This is a genomic window from uncultured Amaricoccus sp. (assembly GCF_937891315.1).
In the GTDB taxonomy this organism is placed as follows: Bacteria; Pseudomonadota; Alphaproteobacteria; order Rhodobacterales; family Rhodobacteraceae; genus Amaricoccus.
Map to the genome: position 1 here is coordinate 1 of NZ_CALAGI010000073.1, position 14,995 is coordinate 14,995.

General features: G+C 68.3%; 11 protein-coding genes. All 11 read right to left on the reverse strand.

The features are described from left to right. On the reverse strand, positions 1-1,197 hold a 1,197-nt coding region (locus Q0480_RS06820; RefSeq protein WP_299131646.1), incomplete at its 3' end, for a phosphopentomutase. Next, positions 1,198-2,505, reverse strand: coding sequence for a thymidine phosphorylase (deoA, locus tag Q0480_RS06825; RefSeq protein ID WP_299131647.1), 1,308 nt, complete (start codon positions 2,503-2,505; stop codon positions 1,198-1,200). It abuts the gene before it with no gap. 35 nt (positions 2,506-2,540) lie between these two features. Further along, on the reverse strand, positions 2,541-3,326 hold the full coding sequence (gene deoC, locus Q0480_RS06830; protein WP_299131648.1) for a deoxyribose-phosphate aldolase: 786 nt from the start codon (positions 3,324-3,326) through the stop codon (positions 2,541-2,543). Next, on the reverse strand, positions 3,323-3,718 hold the full coding sequence (locus tag Q0480_RS06835) for a cytidine deaminase (RefSeq protein ID WP_299131649.1): 396 nt from the start codon (positions 3,716-3,718) through the stop codon (positions 3,323-3,325). The genes deoC and Q0480_RS06835 overlap by 4 nt, the downstream gene beginning before the upstream one ends. Before the next feature lie 81 nt (positions 3,719-3,799). Further along, on the reverse strand, positions 3,800-5,221 hold the full coding sequence (locus Q0480_RS06840) for a sigma-54 dependent transcriptional regulator (protein ID WP_299131650.1): 1,422 nt from the start codon (positions 5,219-5,221) through the stop codon (positions 3,800-3,802). A 9-nt stretch (positions 5,222-5,230) separates the two neighbouring features. Further along, entirely contained in the window at positions 5,231-6,763 is a 1,533-nt protein-coding gene (locus tag Q0480_RS06845; protein ID WP_299131651.1) for a response regulator, read from the reverse strand. A gap of 136 nt (positions 6,764-6,899) precedes the next feature. Further along, the gene (locus Q0480_RS06850) at positions 6,900-8,537 is read right to left on the reverse strand and encodes a histidine kinase dimerization/phospho-acceptor domain-containing protein (RefSeq protein ID WP_299131652.1); all 1,638 of its coding nucleotides are present in this window, start codon (positions 8,535-8,537) and stop codon (positions 6,900-6,902) included. After that, a complete protein-coding gene (locus Q0480_RS06855; protein WP_299131653.1) occupies positions 8,534-9,028 on the reverse strand; it encodes a molybdopterin-dependent oxidoreductase in 495 nt (164 codons plus the stop codon). Before Q0480_RS06855 ends, Q0480_RS06850 begins: the two co-directional genes overlap by 4 nt. Positions 9,029-9,224: 196 nt before the next feature. Beyond that, on the reverse strand, positions 9,225-11,120 hold the full coding sequence (locus Q0480_RS06860; protein ID WP_299131654.1) for a propionyl-CoA synthetase: 1,896 nt from the start codon (positions 11,118-11,120) through the stop codon (positions 9,225-9,227). A 22-nt stretch (positions 11,121-11,142) separates the two neighbouring features. Next, positions 11,143-13,422 carry an NADP-dependent malic enzyme gene (locus Q0480_RS06865; protein ID WP_299131655.1) on the reverse strand — a complete coding sequence of 760 codons (2,280 nt, stop codon included), beginning with the start codon at positions 13,420-13,422 and terminating at the stop codon, positions 11,143-11,145. Positions 13,423-13,493: 71 nt separating this feature from the next. Continuing rightward, positions 13,494-14,995: methylmalonyl-CoA mutase family protein (locus Q0480_RS06870; protein WP_299131656.1), on the reverse strand; the 1,502-nt coding region annotated here is incomplete at its 5' end.

Below are 14,995 nucleotides of genomic sequence, written 5' to 3' on the forward strand. Positions count from 1 at the left end.
CAGAAAACTTCTTCCGTGCCGGCCCGGCGGGAGGCCGAGATGCGCCGCGAGCGTCTCGCCCACGTCGGCGAATCCGACCAGCCCGATGGCCCGCTCCGCCTTCGCCGGCCCCAGCACGGGCACCCGCTCGCGGGTATGGTCGGTGCCGCGCCAGGTCGGATCGTTGCCATGGTCGGCGGTGATGAGCAGCAGGTCGTCCGGCCGCAGCCGCGCGAAAATCTCCGGCAGACGCGCGTCGAACGCCTCGATCGCGCGGGCATAGCCCGAAACGTCGCGCGCATGGCCGTACAATGTGTCGAAATCGACATAGTTGGCGATGACGAGATCGCCCTGCCCCGCCGTCCCGAGCGCGGCGATCGTCGCATCGACCAGCGCCATGTCGTCCTTGCCCTTGGCCAGCGTCGAGACGCCGCGATGCGCGAAGATGTCGCCGATCTTGCCGATCGCATGAGCCCGGCCGCCCGCCGCCACCACCCGGTCGAGCAGGGTCGGCTCCGGCGGCGGGATGGCGAGGTCGCGGCGATGCGCGGTGCGGGTGAAGGTCTCCGGCGTCTCGCCGACGAAGGGCCGCGCGATCACCCGGCCGACGCGCATCGGGTGCACGATCCGCGCCGCCGCCTCGCAGACCTCCATCAGCCGTTCGAGCCCGAAATGGGTCTCGTGCGCGGCGATCTGCAGCACGCTGTCGGCCGAGGTATAGAGGATGGGCATGCCCGTCGCGATATGTTCCGCGCCATAGGCGCGCAGCACGGGCATGCCGGAGGCGTGGTTGTTGCAGAGCGTCCCGGGCAACCCGGTCCGCTCGACGAGTTCCAGCGTGATCTCCGGCGGGATGGCGGGATCGCCGCCGCGGAAATAGTGCCAGTCCCAGGGCACCGGCACGCCCATCAGCTCCCAGTGACCCGAGGGCGTGTCCTTGCCGCGCGAGACTTCCGTGGCCGCGCCCCAGAGGCCGGTCGGCGCCGCCTCGAAGCCGGGCAGCGCGATACCCGAGGCGAGCCGGATCGCCGCGCCGAGCCCGAGCGCGCCGAGGTTCGGCGCGTGGAGCGGGCCGGAGCGCCCGTCTTCCGCCCGGCCCTCTGCGCAGGCGCGGATGATATGGCCGAGCGTATTGGCACCGGCGTCGCCGAAGGCCTCGGCGTCCGGCGCGCCCCCGCAGCCGACGGAATCCATCACGAGGAGGATCGCGCGGGCCATCTAGCCGATCCGGTCGAGGATCAGCGGCGCCTCCGCCAGCGGCGCGTCGCCGATATGGTAGGACGCCCGAACCCGCGCCTCGGCGGCCGCCAGCGCCTCGGGGTTCGCCGCGTGCACCCGGGCGAGCGGCGAACCCACCTCGACCGCCGCGCCGAGACCGAGCAAGTCGTCGAGGCCGACCGAATGGTCGATCCGGTCGCTCGCCCGCCGCCGCCCGCCGCCGAGTTCCACCACCGCGAAGCCGAGGCGCTTGGTATCGATCGCCCGTATGAAGCCCGGCTCCCGCGCCGTTACCTCGGCCACCACCGGCGCGCGAACCAGATGCCGCTCGTAGTCATCGAGAAAATCCGCCGGGCCGCCGAGGGCGCGAACCATCGCCTCGAACCGCTCCGCCGCCGCGCCGGACTCAAAGACCATGCGCATGCGGTCCGCGCCATCCTCGACGCCCGCGGCGATCCCCGCCCGCGCCAGGCTCTCGGCGCCGAGCGCCACGGTCACGTCCCAGAGCCGGCCGTCGATCGCCTCGCCGGTGAGAAAGCGCGCGGCATTGACCATTTCGAGCGCGTTGCCGGCGGCGCTCGCCAGCGGCTCGTTCATGTCGGTGATCAGCGCGCGGGTCGGGCAGCCGGCGCCGTTCGCCACCTCGACCAGCGCCGAGGCCAGCGCCCGCGCCTCGGCGAGCGAGCCCATGAAGGCGCCGCTGCCCACCTTCACGTCGAGCACCAGCGCGTCGAGCCCCGCCGCGAGCTTCTTCGACAGGATCGAGGCGGTGATGAGGTCAATGCTCTCCACCGTCGCCGTCACGTCGCGGATGCCATAGAGCCGCCGGTCGGCCGGGGCGATATCCGCCGTCTGGCCGATGATCGCGCAGCCGACATCCGCCACCACGCGGCGGAAGGTCTCGGCGTCGGGCTGGGTCGCATAGCCGGGGATCGCGTCGAACTTGTCGAGCGTGCCGCCGGTGTGGCCAAGGCCGCGACCCGAGATCATCGGTACATAGACGCCGCAGGCCGCGAGCGCCGGCGCGAGCAGGAGGCTCACATTGTCGCCGACGCCCCCGGTCGAATGCTTGTCGACCACCGGCCCCGGAAGGTCCCAGGCAAGCACCGTCCCGCTGTCGCGCATGGCGCGGGTCAGCGCGACCCGCTCGTCGAGCGCCAGTCCGCGGAAAAACACCGCCATGGCAAAGGCCGCGACCTGCCCCTCGCTGATCGTCTCGGCGGTCAGGCCCTCGACCATGAAGCGGATCTCGGCCTCGGACAGATGGCCGCCGTCGCGTTTGATCGCGATGACTTCCTGCGGCAACATGGGAACCTATGCTTTCATTCAAGTCTGACGCGCGCTCAGTAGCCGTCTTCCTCTTCGTCGACGTCCTCGCCTTCCAGCGCCGCGAGCAGCGCGTCGAGCAGCGACGAGGCGCCAATGCGGAAATGCTTCGGTCCCGCCCAGCCCGGTCCCATGATCCGGTCGGCGAGTGCGAGATAGACGCCCGCCTCCGCGACCGTGCGCACCCCGCCGGCGGCCTTGAACCCGGCCGGCGCATCGCTCCGCGCGATGGCGTCGAGCAGGATCTCGGCGGCGCGCGGGGTGGCGTTCACCGGAACCTTGCCGGTTGAGGTCTTGAGGAAATCGGCACCGCCATCGAGCGCCCGCATGGCCGCGACGCCGATCAGCGCCTCGTCCCCGATCTCGCCGGTCTCGAGGATCGCCTTCAGCGGCGCGGCGCCGCAGGCGGCCTTGACGGCGCGCACCGCCTCCGTCACCGCCGCCTCGTCGCCGGCCATGAAGCGTTTCCAGGGAACCACCATGTCGATCTCGTCGGCGCCGTCCGCGAGCGCGGCTTTGGTCGCCGCCACCACCCCCTCGATCGGCTCCTCGCCGGTCGGGAAATTCACCACCGTCGCGACATGGACGCCGGTATGCGCCAGCTTGGCCCGGGCCTGTGCCACGAACCGCGGCCAGACGCAGACCGCCGCGACCGAGCCGTGCCTGGTCTGGGCGCGGCCGCAAAGGACGTCGATCGCGTCGGCGTCGCAAGCGTCGTCGAGATTGGTGAGATCGAGGCAGACGAGCGCGCGGCGCGCGATCGTCCGAAGGTCGGACGTCCCAAGTTCAGATGTTGCTGTCATGTGCCGGCTCCCGCCATGTGATCAGGCGTGAAGGCGCCGGGAAGCAGCGCCCCCACCGTGGTCGTGACTTCGGCGCCGTCCCGGCCCGCCAGCGTCACCGGCACGTCCGCGTCGGCGAATTCCGCGATCTTCTGGCGACAGCCACCGCAGGGCGTCACCGGCGTCGGGCTGGAGGCGACCACCAGCATCTCGGCGATGCGGGTCCGTCCGGCGGCGACCATCGCCGCGATCGCCCCGGCCTCGGCGCAGGTACCCTGCGGATAGGCGACGTTCTCGACATTGCAGCCGGCGAAGATCGCCCCGTCGGGGCAGCGCACCGCGGCGCCGACCTTGAAGCCGGAATAAGGCGCGTAGGCATTGTCGCGCGCGGCTATGGCGGCCTTCAGGAGCATCGTGCCATTCCCGATTTCCTTCCCCGAGCCAGACTATGCGACCCGCCCCGGGGGCATTGCAAGCCGGATCAGGCTCGCGGATCAGGCTTCGGCGCGCCGCTGGACTCCGGTCCAGGATTCGAGCTTGCGATAGATGGTCGAGGGCGAGAGCTCGAGCATGCGCGCGGCCCGCGGAATGGAGCCGTCGCAATATTCGATCGTGGCCTCGATCAGTTCGCGCTCCACATCGGCGAGCGGCGTGCCGATCAGCGCGGCCACCCGGTCCTTGGTACTGGTGAGCGGCGCGGTCCAGCCGGTGTTGAGCGCCGCCACCTTGTCGGCGGCGTAACCGACGCCGGGCGTCAAGGTGATCTCGGTCGGCAACATCCCGGGCAGGACATGCGGCCCATCGTGCAGCACAACGATGTTGCGGATCACGTTCAGCAACTGGCGCACGTTTCCGGGCCAGGGTCGGCTCATGAAGATGCGCGCAACGTCGCCGTCGAACCCGGTGAAGGACTTGCCCTCCTCGGCCGCGTACTTGATCAGGCTCGCCTGGGCGATCTCCATGATGTCGTCGCGCCGGGACCGCAATGGCGGCATGTGGATCGGCACGACGTGAAGGCGATAATAGAGATCCTCGCGGAACCGGCCCTGCCGCACCTCCTCGGCCGGATCCCGGTTGGTGGCACAGACGATGCGCACATCCACCGCCTGGGGCCGCGCGGCGCCGACCGGCTGGATGGTCGAGGTTTGCAGGAAGCGCAGCAGCTTGGTCTGAAGCGAGAGATCCATCTCGCAGATTTCGTCGAGAAACAACGTGCCGCCATCCGCCACCGCCGCCGCGCCCGGCTTGTCGGAGAGCGCGCCGGTGAAGGCGCCCTTCAGATGGCCGAAGACCTCGGATTCGAGCAGGTCGCGCGGGATGGCGGCGCAATTGAGCGGCACGAAGGGCTTGCGCGCGCGGTTGGAAACGGCGTGGATCGCCCGGGCGCAGACCTCCTTGCCGGTGCCGCTCTCGCCGGTGATGAACACCGTCGCGGTCGAGCGGCCGATCGAGCGGACCATGCGATAGATCTCGCCCATGGCGGCGGAGCGGCCGATGAAGCCCTGAAACCCGTCCGTCTCCTCCGGCGCGGCCAGTGATTCCGGCTGATGCGGCGTCGAGGCGAGCGCGTTCTGAACCGCGCTCAGCAGGCGTCCCTCGTCGAAGGGCTTCACCAGAAAATCGAAGGCGCCGGCGCGCATGGCCTGCACCGCGCGATTGATCGAACCGTTGGCGGTGATGACGATGACGCGACAATCCGGGGCATCGCGCCGCAGGCTCTCGAGCAGATCGAGCCCGTCGCCGTCCGGCAGCTGAAGATCGAGCAGGACCAGCTGCGGCCGCGCGCGTTCGCATTCTGCACGCGCTTCCGACAGGGTGAAGGCGCAGGAGACGGTATGGCCAGCTCGCGTCAGCACCGCCTTGTAAACCAATGACAAGGACGGGGTATCTTCGACGAGCAGAAGGCGATCGGTCATGCGCTGATCCTAGCGCTCGACGAGCTGGCCGCGTGCGAAGGCGATCGCGTGGTCCAGTTCATCGAGGCAATGGCGTAGCTTGTCGACGAGCCCGTCCGAATTCTCCCCATGCGCCGCCGTGTTGAGCTCGCGCGCCGCGCCCTGTAGGCGGGTGACGCCGACCGCGCCGGCGACGGAAATGAGAATATGCGACGCGGACCGGATCGGATCGCGGCTCAGCGGCTTCTCAGCCGCGGTCAGATCGGCGCGGGCGGCCAGCAGGTCGGCTACCACCTTTTCCATGAGTTCGGCCATCATGTCTGGCCCTATGGCCTGCCGCAGCGCGTCGAAAATTGCAAGATCAACAATGGGCGACACCGTCTCGGGGGCCGCCGCCGCCGGCGCCGCGCCTGCCCGGCCGGCGGCGACATGGGCGCCGAGGGCGCGGCCGAGCGCCTCGATGCTGCTGATCGGCTTCGAGATCAGGCCGTTCGCACCGGCGCGCGCGATGCGGTCCTGATGCTCGCGCATGGCATAGGCGGTAAGCGCGACGATCGGGGTCGTCGAGCGCGGATCGGGGCGCGCGCGAATGGAGCGGATGACATCGAGCCCGGACATGCGCGGCATCTCGATATCGACCACGACCAGATCGAAGGCGCCGCGCTCGAAGAATTCGAGCGCCTCGACCCCGTCGGAGGCGATGGTCACCTCGGCCTTCAGGGCGGTGAGCATTTGCGTCGCGACCATCTGATTGGTCGGATTGTCCTCGGCCAGCAGGATGCGGACGCCGGTCAGGTCATGCTCCGCGCGTTCCGCGGTCCGCGCCGCCGGCGCCGCCGTCTCGACGCAGAGTCGGGACGGAAAGCTCAGCCAGGCCTCGAAGCCGCCGCCGCCCCGATTGCGCAGCAAGAGCTCGGCGCCGAGCTTGCCGGTCAGGGACCGCGCGATGCGGAGCCCGAGTCCATGCTCGCCCTCGGCCGGTCGATGGCCCGCCGCCTCCGCCCGCTCCAGAACCGCGGGATCGATGCCCGGGCCCTCGTCGCGGAGATGGAACGACAGGCCGCGCGTCGGCTCGTAGGCGGCGACGAGCGTCACGGACCCGGTTTCCGTATGGCGGATGGCGTTGCACAGGAGATTGCCGATGACCCGCTCGAGCAGCAGCCCATCGACGCGCAGCGCCCGATTCTTCGCGGCCCCGGCGTCGAGTACCAGGCGGAGCCCCTTCAGTCGCGCCTCGGCCGCCCAGCGACGGCGGAGATGCTCGACGAAACCGCCGACATCCACCACCCCACCGGTCCGCGCGACCTCGCCACCGCCCGGCAGCAGCAGGTTCACCAGCACCGAGACGGCCTCCGCCGCCTCGAAGACGCGGGTAAGCTGGTCACGAAGATCGGGATCGATCACCGCCTTCTCGAGCACGGCGACCCCGCCGGTAACGCCCTGCAACGCGCAGCGCAGATCGTGCGCGACCATGGCAACGTCCAGCGACGTCGAGGCCTCGCCGTTCCAATGGTTCGCCGACAGCGAGCGCCCCTTGTCCAGCGAAGAGTCAATGACGGTCATCGCACTTCCCCGCAACGCTGGATCCCGGATCGACCCCGCCGCCCTCTAGAAACCTGTGGTTGAATTCTCGCCGTGCCATTCAGCGTATGATACACGAGGCGGCGGGCAAAGGCAAAAAACATTCGCCTTGCGCGATTCAGGATGCGAGTCGTCCGAGTACACTGGTGCGCAGCGTGCCGATGTCGTTGGGAGTCTCAACGACGTCGTCGAAGAAGTTCGGGCTTTGCGGCAAGCCGAGCGACACGAAGAGCGCGCCCGGAAATCGGTAGCGTAGCTGCGACATGAGCGTATCGGCGCCGATCGTGGTCGCATCGACCAGAACGAGATCGACCGGACCGGGACTGTCGGGCGCCACGAAGACGACGCGGTCCGAGCGCAGGGCGGCCTGGTAGATCGCGGCCAGCGCGGCCGAGCGCGTCTCGAGATGTACCCGGATCCGCTCGAAGGCGACGCGCCGCGAGGGCACCGCGACCCGGATCGCGCGGCGCCCGTTGCCGTCCTCGTAGAGCGTCAGCACGCCCTTCGCCGCGAGGATCAGCCCACGCGCGATCATCGGCCGCAGGGTATCGGCCGAAACCTGATCGGGCGCGAGTTCGCTCAGCCCCATCAGGGGATCGACGTTCCAGCTCCGCGCCGCCGCGTCGGTGCCGAAGGTGAACTCGCCCTCGATCGCGCTGCCCTCGAACCCGAAGTCGAGCCGGACCGCGGAGCGATCGCAGGCCTCCATGACATACGAGCCGAGATGCACGAACACCTGGCGCAGGCGCTCTTCGTCGCCATAGAGGAACTCCGGCGTCCGCGGATGGACACCGACCCCGAACACCGCCTCTGTCGACCCCGACAGGTCGGCGCGGACCTTCGCCGCCAGCGCCGAGATGCGGAACGGTTCCTGCTTCAACTCGAAGCGACCCTCCTGCATCTCGCCATAATCGAGCAGGCCGGACAGCATCTGGAGCATGGACTGACCCGATTGCTGCGCCTGTTCGACGAGCCGCCGCAGCCGAACCGGAAGATCGCTCTGTGCGAGAAGCGCCAGCGGACCGAGAACCCCGTTCAGCGGATTGCGCAATTCGTGGCTCATCATGGTCAGGAACCGGGATTTCGACCGGTTGGCCTGTTCCGCTTCCGCCGCGTGGTACCGCTCCAGCTCGTCCACCACCCGCTGCCGCCGGTGTTCCCGCAGAATCAGCAACAGGCACAACAGGCAGGCCAGCACGGCCGCGCCGCTGATCAGCGCCGTGGTCCGGAAGCTCGCCGCGAGCCGGTCCCGCGCCAGCCCCGCGGCGCTGGTGTCGCCCCGCATCACCCGCAGGGTATAGAGTCGCAGCTCGTTCTGATGGCGATGCATGTCCTCGACGATGCCGCGCGCCCGCTCCCGATCGTCCGGGCGCAGCCCGGCGATGACCGGGTCGATCCGTTCGAGATAGGTCGCGATCGCGCGGATGGCACCGAACCCCTCGTCGTAGCCCCGCAGAGCTTCACCGGCCCTGCCCCGGCCTGTCATGAACACTCGACTCCAGAGGATGTCGAAACGCTCCCGCATCTCGTTCAGCGCCTCCGGCGTCCCCTGCGCCGCCATCATCGCCGCGCTCAGTTCGAAGCGCAGAAGCTCGACCTCCATCTGCGTCGCGGACCACAACAGGTTGTCCCGATTGGTATCGCGCAGATTCTGCGCATCCCGGCGAAGGGCGACATAGCCGACGGTCGCGATGCCGGCGGCCGCGATCAGCATGACGAGGGCGAAATACCGCGAGATCGGACGGGGCAGCTTCACAGCGATTCGATCCGGATCACCTGCCAGATCAGGCGCTGGATGTAGGTCGGATCGCGCAGCTCCGCGTGTTCCGAGATCGGATACATCAGCCAGAGCGGCCCCATCTCGCGCTGCGACAGCTCGCGGCCATCGGCCTCCATGGCGAGGATCACGTCATAGGTCATGAAGTCGCTGGTCGGAATGTCGACGTAATAGTCGTTGGCCGCCAGAAGCCGCACCTTTTCGGTCTGATCGAGCGCCAACCGTTCCAGCACGTCGCGCACCAGGGGACCGCGGTAGGCGACCTGGCCGTCGGCGAACTCGTTCTCGGTGACGATCGTCTTCTTCGGCAGGGCATCGAGTTCGCCGAGCGTGAGTTCGACGGCCTCCGGTCCGCGCACCAGCACCAGCGCCGGTTCGTTCGTGCCGGCTCCGGCCATCGGCGCCTGGGAGGCGACTGCGAGAAGCAGGGCCGCCCTTGCCCAGTGCCGACCTTTCAACCGAAAGCGCACCACCGCCGCCGCTCCTCCCTGGCTCAGGACGCGATCATGCGCCGCTGGTCTTCATGGGAGCAGCAACAACTATGTGTGGTTGAAAATCAAGAGAAACCTACTCGTAATGAGAAGGTATGGTTGCCAAACTACCAGCGTGGGCGAATTTGCCCACGCTGGCATCAGACCAAGGTCGCAGTTCGCCGCCGCGGCGGCGTCACGCGTTCTTGATCAATCCGACCTTCGACAGCGTATCGCTGATCTCGCCGAGAATCGCCGGATCGTCGATCGTCGCGGGCATCTTGTAGTCCTGCCCGTCGGCGATCCGGCCCATGATCCCGCGCAGGATCTTTCCCGAGCGCGTCTTCGGCAGCCGTTCGACGACCACGGCGGACTTGAAGGCGGCCACCGGTCCGATGCGGTCGCGCACCAGCTTCACGCATTCGCGGATCACGTCGTCCGGCTCACGCTCGCAGCCCTTGTTGAGGCAGACAAATCCCATGGGGAGTTGCCCCTTGAGATCGTCGGCGACGCCGATCACCGCGCATTCCGCGACGTCCGGGTGGCTCGCCAGCACCTCCTCCATCGCACCGGTCGAGAGGCGATGGCCGGCGACATTGATGACGTCGTCGGTGCGGGCCATGATGTAGAGATAGCCGTCCGCGTCGATCATCCCCGCGTCGCCGGTTTCGTAGTAGCCGGGAAAGGTGGTGAGGTACGATTTCACGAACCGGGCCTCGGCGTTCCACAGCGTCGACAGGGTCCCCGGCGGCAACGGCAACTTGATCGTCACCGCCCCGAGTTCACCCGGCCCAGCCGGCGTCCCGGCCTCGGACAGGATTTGCACGTCATATCCGGGCATCGGCACGGTCGGCGAGCCGAGCTTGATCGGCAGCAGTTCGATCCCGGCCGGATCGGCGCAGATCGCCCAACCGGTCTCGGTCTGCCACCAATGGTCGATGACCGGCACCTTCAAATGTTCCTGCGCCCAGACGATCGTGTCGGGATCCGCCCGCTCGCCGGCGAGAAACAGGAGCTTCATGCACTCGAGGTCGTAGTCGCGGATGAAATTGCCGGCGGAATCCTCGCGCTTGATCGCGCGGAGCGCGGTCGGCGCGGTGAAGAAGCTCTTGACGCCATACTCCTCGATCACCCGCCAGAAGGTGCCGGCGTCGGGCGTGCCGACCGGCTTGCCCTCGAACACGATCGTCGTCGCCCCGACCAGCAGCGGCGCGTAGCAGATGTAGGAATGCCCCACCACCCAGCCGACATCCGAGGCCGCCCAGAAAACGTCGCCCGCGCCGATGGCATAGATGTTCTTCATGGTCCAGGCGAGCGCCACCATATGGCCGGCGGTCGGACGCACGACACCCTTCGGCTGGCCGGTCGTTCCCGAGGTATAGAGGATATAGACCGGGTCCATGCCGCCGACCGGAACGCAAGGCACGGGATCCGCCGCCGCCGCCGCCTGCAGCCAGTCGAAATCGCGGCCCTCGACGAGGGTCGCCACGGCCTGCGGCCGCTGAAGGACAAAGCAGGTTTCGGGTTTCACGTTTGCCATTTCGATGGCGGCGTCGACCAACGGCTTGTAGGCGACGACCCGACCCGGCTCGATGCCGCAGGAGGCGAGAAGGATCGCCTTCGGCGCGGCGTCGTCGATGCGGACCGCCAGCTCCGGCGCCGCGAAGCCGCCGAACACCACCGAATGGATCGCGCCGATCCGGGCGCAGGCCAGCATCCCGACCAGCGCCTCGGGCAGCATCGGCATGTAGATGATTACCCGGTCGCCCTTGACGATGCCCCGGCTCGCCAGCGCGCCGGCGAGCCGCGCGACCCGCTCACGCAGGTCGGCGTAGGTGATCCGTTCCTTGGAGCCGGTGACCGGGGAGTCGTGGATGATCGCCACGCGGTCGCCATGGCCTGCCTCGACATGCCGGTCCACGGCATTGTAGCAGGTGTTGCCGAGCGCGTCCGCGAACCAGCCGTAGAGCGGCGCGTTGCGGTCGTCGAGCGCGTGCGAAGGCGCGCGGTCCCAGTCGATGGCCTCGGCCGCCTTCATCCAGAACGCGTCCGGATTGGCCGCCCAGTCCGCGTAGACCTCGCCGTAGCCCATGTCTTTCCTCCGTTTTTCCTTGTTAGCCGTAACTTTGCACCGGCGCCTTCGCCAACGCTGCGATATTGAGAAGACCGCGCGGCGTGATCGAAGGCGTGACGATATGCGCCTTGTTGCCCATGCCCATCAGGATCGGGCCCACCTCGAGCCCGCCCGACACCGCCTTGATGATGTTGCGGACCGCGCTCGCGGCGTCGGTATTGGCGAAGACGAGCACGTTCGCCGCGCCTTCGAGCCGTGAGTTCGGAAAGATCCGCTCCCGCAGCGCCGGATCGAGCGCGGCGTCGGAATGCATCTCGCCCTCGTAGACGAAATCAGCCGCGCTCTCGTCGAGGATCGCCAGGGCCGCGCGCATCCGACGCCCCGAGCCGGTGTCGAGATTGCCGAACTGGGAATGCGAGCAGAGCGCGACCTTCGGCTCGACCCCGAACCGACGCGCGTGGCGGGCCGCGGCGATCACCGTTTCGGCGATCTGCTCGGCGGTCGGCTCTGGATAGACCTGGGTGTCCGCGACGAACATCACCGTCCGCTCGGCGATCATCAGCGAGAGCGCCGCGATCGGCTTGAGATCAGGGCAGCCAAGGACTTGGCGGATATAGTTGAGATGCCAGAGATACTGCCCGAAGGTGCCGCAGATCAGGCTGTCCGCCTCGCCCCGCTGCACCATCACCGCGCCGATCGCCGTCGTGTTGGTGCGCATGATCGCGCGCGCGAGATCCGGGGTGACGCCGCGCCGCTGCATCAATTCGTGATAGGTGCCCCAGTATTCGCGATAGCGGGGATCGCCCTCGGGATTTACCACGTCGAAATCGGCGCCGACCTTGATCGGCAGCGCCGCCCGTTCGCAGCGCCGATCCATGACCTCCGGCCGTCCGATCAGCGTCGGCCGCCCCAGTCCCTCCTGGATCATCGCCTGCGCCGCGCGCAGCACCCGCTCGTCCTCGCCCTCGGCGAAGACGACGCGCCGCGAGCTGTCCCGGCCGACATCGAAAACCTGCCGCATGATGAAGGCCGAACGATAGACCGAGGCGTTCAACTTCGCCTTGTAGGCCTCGATATCGGCCACCGGACGTGTCGCCACGCCGCTCTCTATCGCCGCCTTGGCGACCGCGCCGGCGACGATGGCCAGCAGCCGCGGATCGAAGGGTTTCGGAATGAGGTAGTCGGGTCCGAAGCTCAACCGCTCGCCCTGATAGGCCGCCGCCGCCTCGGCCGACGAGGAGGCACGGGCCAGCGCCGCGATCCCTTCGACGCAGCCGATCTCCATCTCGTCGTTGATCGTGGTCGCGCCGACATCGAGCGCGCCGCGGAAGATGAACGGAAAGCAGAGGACGTTGTTGACCTGGTTCGGATAGTCCGACCGCCCGGTCGCGATGATCACGTCGGGATTGGCCGCCCGCGCCACGTCGGGATCGATCTCGGGGTTGGGATTGGCAAGGGCGAAGACGATCGGTGTCGCCGCCATCGTCTTCACCATGTCGCCGGTCAGCACCCCGGGCCCGGACAGGCCAAGGAAGAGATCGGCGCCCGGAATGACCTCGGCCAGCGTCCGCAGATCGGACTCCTGCGCGAAGGCCGCCTTCTCCGGGTTCATGTCCTGCTCGCGCCCGACATGCACCAGCCCGTGAATGTCGCAGAGCCAGACGTTCTCGCGCCGGGCCCCGAGCTTCAGCAACATGTTGAGGCAGGCGATGCCGGCCGCGCCACCGCCGGTCGAGACGATCTTCACGTCCTCGAACCGCTTGCCGGCGACCTTCAGCGCGTTGGTCGCGGCGGCGCCGACGACGATCGCCGTGCCGTGCTGGTCGTCGTGGAACACGGGGATGTTCATCTTCTCGCGGCAGAGACGCTCGACCACGAAGCAGTCGGGGGCCTTGATGTCCTCGAGATTGATCGCGCCGAAGGTCGGCTCGAGGCTCGCGACGATCTCCGCGAGCTTGACGGGATCGGATTCGTTCACCTCGATGTCGAAGCAATCGACATTGGCGAACTTCTTGAAGAGCACCGCCTTGCCCTCCATCACCGGCTTCGAGGCCAGCGCGCCGATATTCCCGAGGCCAAGCACCGCGGTGCCGTTGCTGACAACGGCGACAAGATTGCCGCGGGCCGTATAGCGCGCGGCCACCGTCGGATCGGCCTTGATCTCGAGGCAGGCCTCGGCGACGCCCGGCGAATAGGCGAGGCTGAGATCGCGCTGGTTCGCCATCGGCTTGGTGGCGCGGATCTCGAGCTTCCCCGGGCTGGGGAACTCGTGATAGTCCAGCGCCGCCTTCCGCGCATTCTCGCCGCTGCCGTCACCCATGGCCGTTTTTTTCCCCAGACGTCTTTTTGTTATCGTATAGCATCGCCCCGCCCGGGGCGCTTCAGCCTAGCTCATGCGCCGCGCGCGTTCAGAAGGTCAAGGATCTCGCGCGCCGCCACCGGAATATTGGTGCCTGGCCCGAAGATCGCGGCCACCCCGGCGGCCCGCAGGAAGTCATAATCCTGCCGCGGGATGACGCCGCCGCAGATCACTAGGACATCCTCCGCCCCCTGCGCCTTCAGCGCCTCGATCAGCTTCGGCGCCAGCGTCTTGTGGCCGGCCGCCTGGCTCGAGATGCCGACGACGTGCACGTCGTTGTCGATCGCGTCCTGCGCGGCTTCCTCCGGCGTCTGGAACAGCGGGCCGACATCGACGTCGAAACCGATGTCGGCGAAGGCGGTGGCGATCACCTTCGCGCCCCGGTCGTGGCCATCCTGTCCCATCTTCACCACCAGCATGCGCGGCCGGCGCCCCTCGGCTTCCGCGAACGCCTCCACGTCCCGCTGGATCGCGGCGAAGCCCGCGTCCCCCTCGTAGGCCGCGCCATAGACGCCGGCCAGCGTTTTCACCTCGGCGCGGTGGCGCCCGAACACCTTTTCCATCGCGTCCGAAATCTCCCCCACGCTCGCCCGCGCCCGCGCCGCTTCGATCGCCGCCGCGAGCAGGTTGCCGTTCGACCGCGCCGCCGCCTCCAGCGCGGCCAGCGCCGCGTCGCAGGCCGCCTGATCGCGCGTCGCGCGGATCCGGGTCAGCCGCTCGATCTGCGCCTCGCGCACCTTCACATTGTCCACGTCGAGAATGTCGATCGGGTCCTGCTTCGCCAGCCGATACTTGTTGACCCCGACGATCACCTCGGCGCCGCGGTCGACCGCCGCCTGCCGCCGCGCCGCGCTCTCCTCGATGCGCAGCTTCGGCATGCCGCTCCCGACCGCCTTGGTCATGCCGCCGAGCGACTCGACCTCCTCGATCAGCGCCCAGGCCTTTTCCGCCATGGCCGCCGTCAGGCTCTCGACATAGTAGCTGCCCGCCAGCGGATCGACGACATGGGTGATCCCCGTCTCCTCCTGCAGAATCAGCTGCGTGTTGCGCGCGATCCGGGCGGAGAATTCGGTGGGCAGCGCGATCGCCTCGTCGAGCGCGTTGGTATGAAGGCTCTGCGTTCCCCCGAGCGCCGCCGCCATCGCCTCGTAGGCGGTGCGGATGACGTTGTTGTAGGGATCCTGCTCCTGCAGGCTGACGCCGCTGGTCTGGCAGTGGGTGCGCAGCATCGAACTCGCCGCCTTCTTCGGCGAGAACTCCCCCATGATCCGCGCCCAGAGCAGCCGGGCGGCGCGCATCTTGGCGATTTCCATGAAGAAATTCATGCCGATCGCCCAGAAGAACGACAGGCGCCCGGCGAAATCATCGACGTCCATGCCGCTCGCGATCGCGGCGCGGACATATTCACGCCCGTCGGCCAGCGTAAACGCGAGCTCCTGCACCAGGTTCGCGCCGGCCTCCTGCATGTGGTAGCCGGAGATCGAGATCGAGTTGAACTTCGGCATCTTCCGCGCCGTGTACTCGATGATGTCGG

Excerpts from the sequence above, each read along its gene's own strand:
- Q0480_RS06865 (WP_299131655.1), bottom strand. The coding sequence starts at position 13,422 with ATGGGTGACGGCAGCGGCGAGAATGCGCGGAAGGCGGCGCTGGACTAT.
- deoC (WP_299131648.1), bottom strand. The coding sequence starts at position 3,326 with ATGACAGCAACATCTGAACTTGGGACGTCCGACCTTCGGACGATCGCG.
- Q0480_RS06845 (WP_299131651.1), bottom strand. The coding sequence starts at position 6,763 with ATGACCGTCATTGACTCTTCGCTGGACAAGGGGCGCTCGCTGTCGGCG.
- Q0480_RS06835 (WP_299131649.1), bottom strand. The coding sequence starts at position 3,718 with ATGCTCCTGAAGGCCGCCATAGCCGCGCGCGACAATGCCTACGCGCCT.
- Q0480_RS06860 (WP_299131654.1), bottom strand. The coding sequence starts at position 11,120 with ATGGGCTACGGCGAGGTCTACGCGGACTGGGCGGCCAATCCGGACGCG.
- Q0480_RS06840 (WP_299131650.1), bottom strand. The coding sequence starts at position 5,221 with ATGACCGATCGCCTTCTGCTCGTCGAAGATACCCCGTCCTTGTCATTG.
- deoA (WP_299131647.1), bottom strand. The coding sequence starts at position 2,505 with ATGTTGCCGCAGGAAGTCATCGCGATCAAACGCGACGGCGGCCATCTG.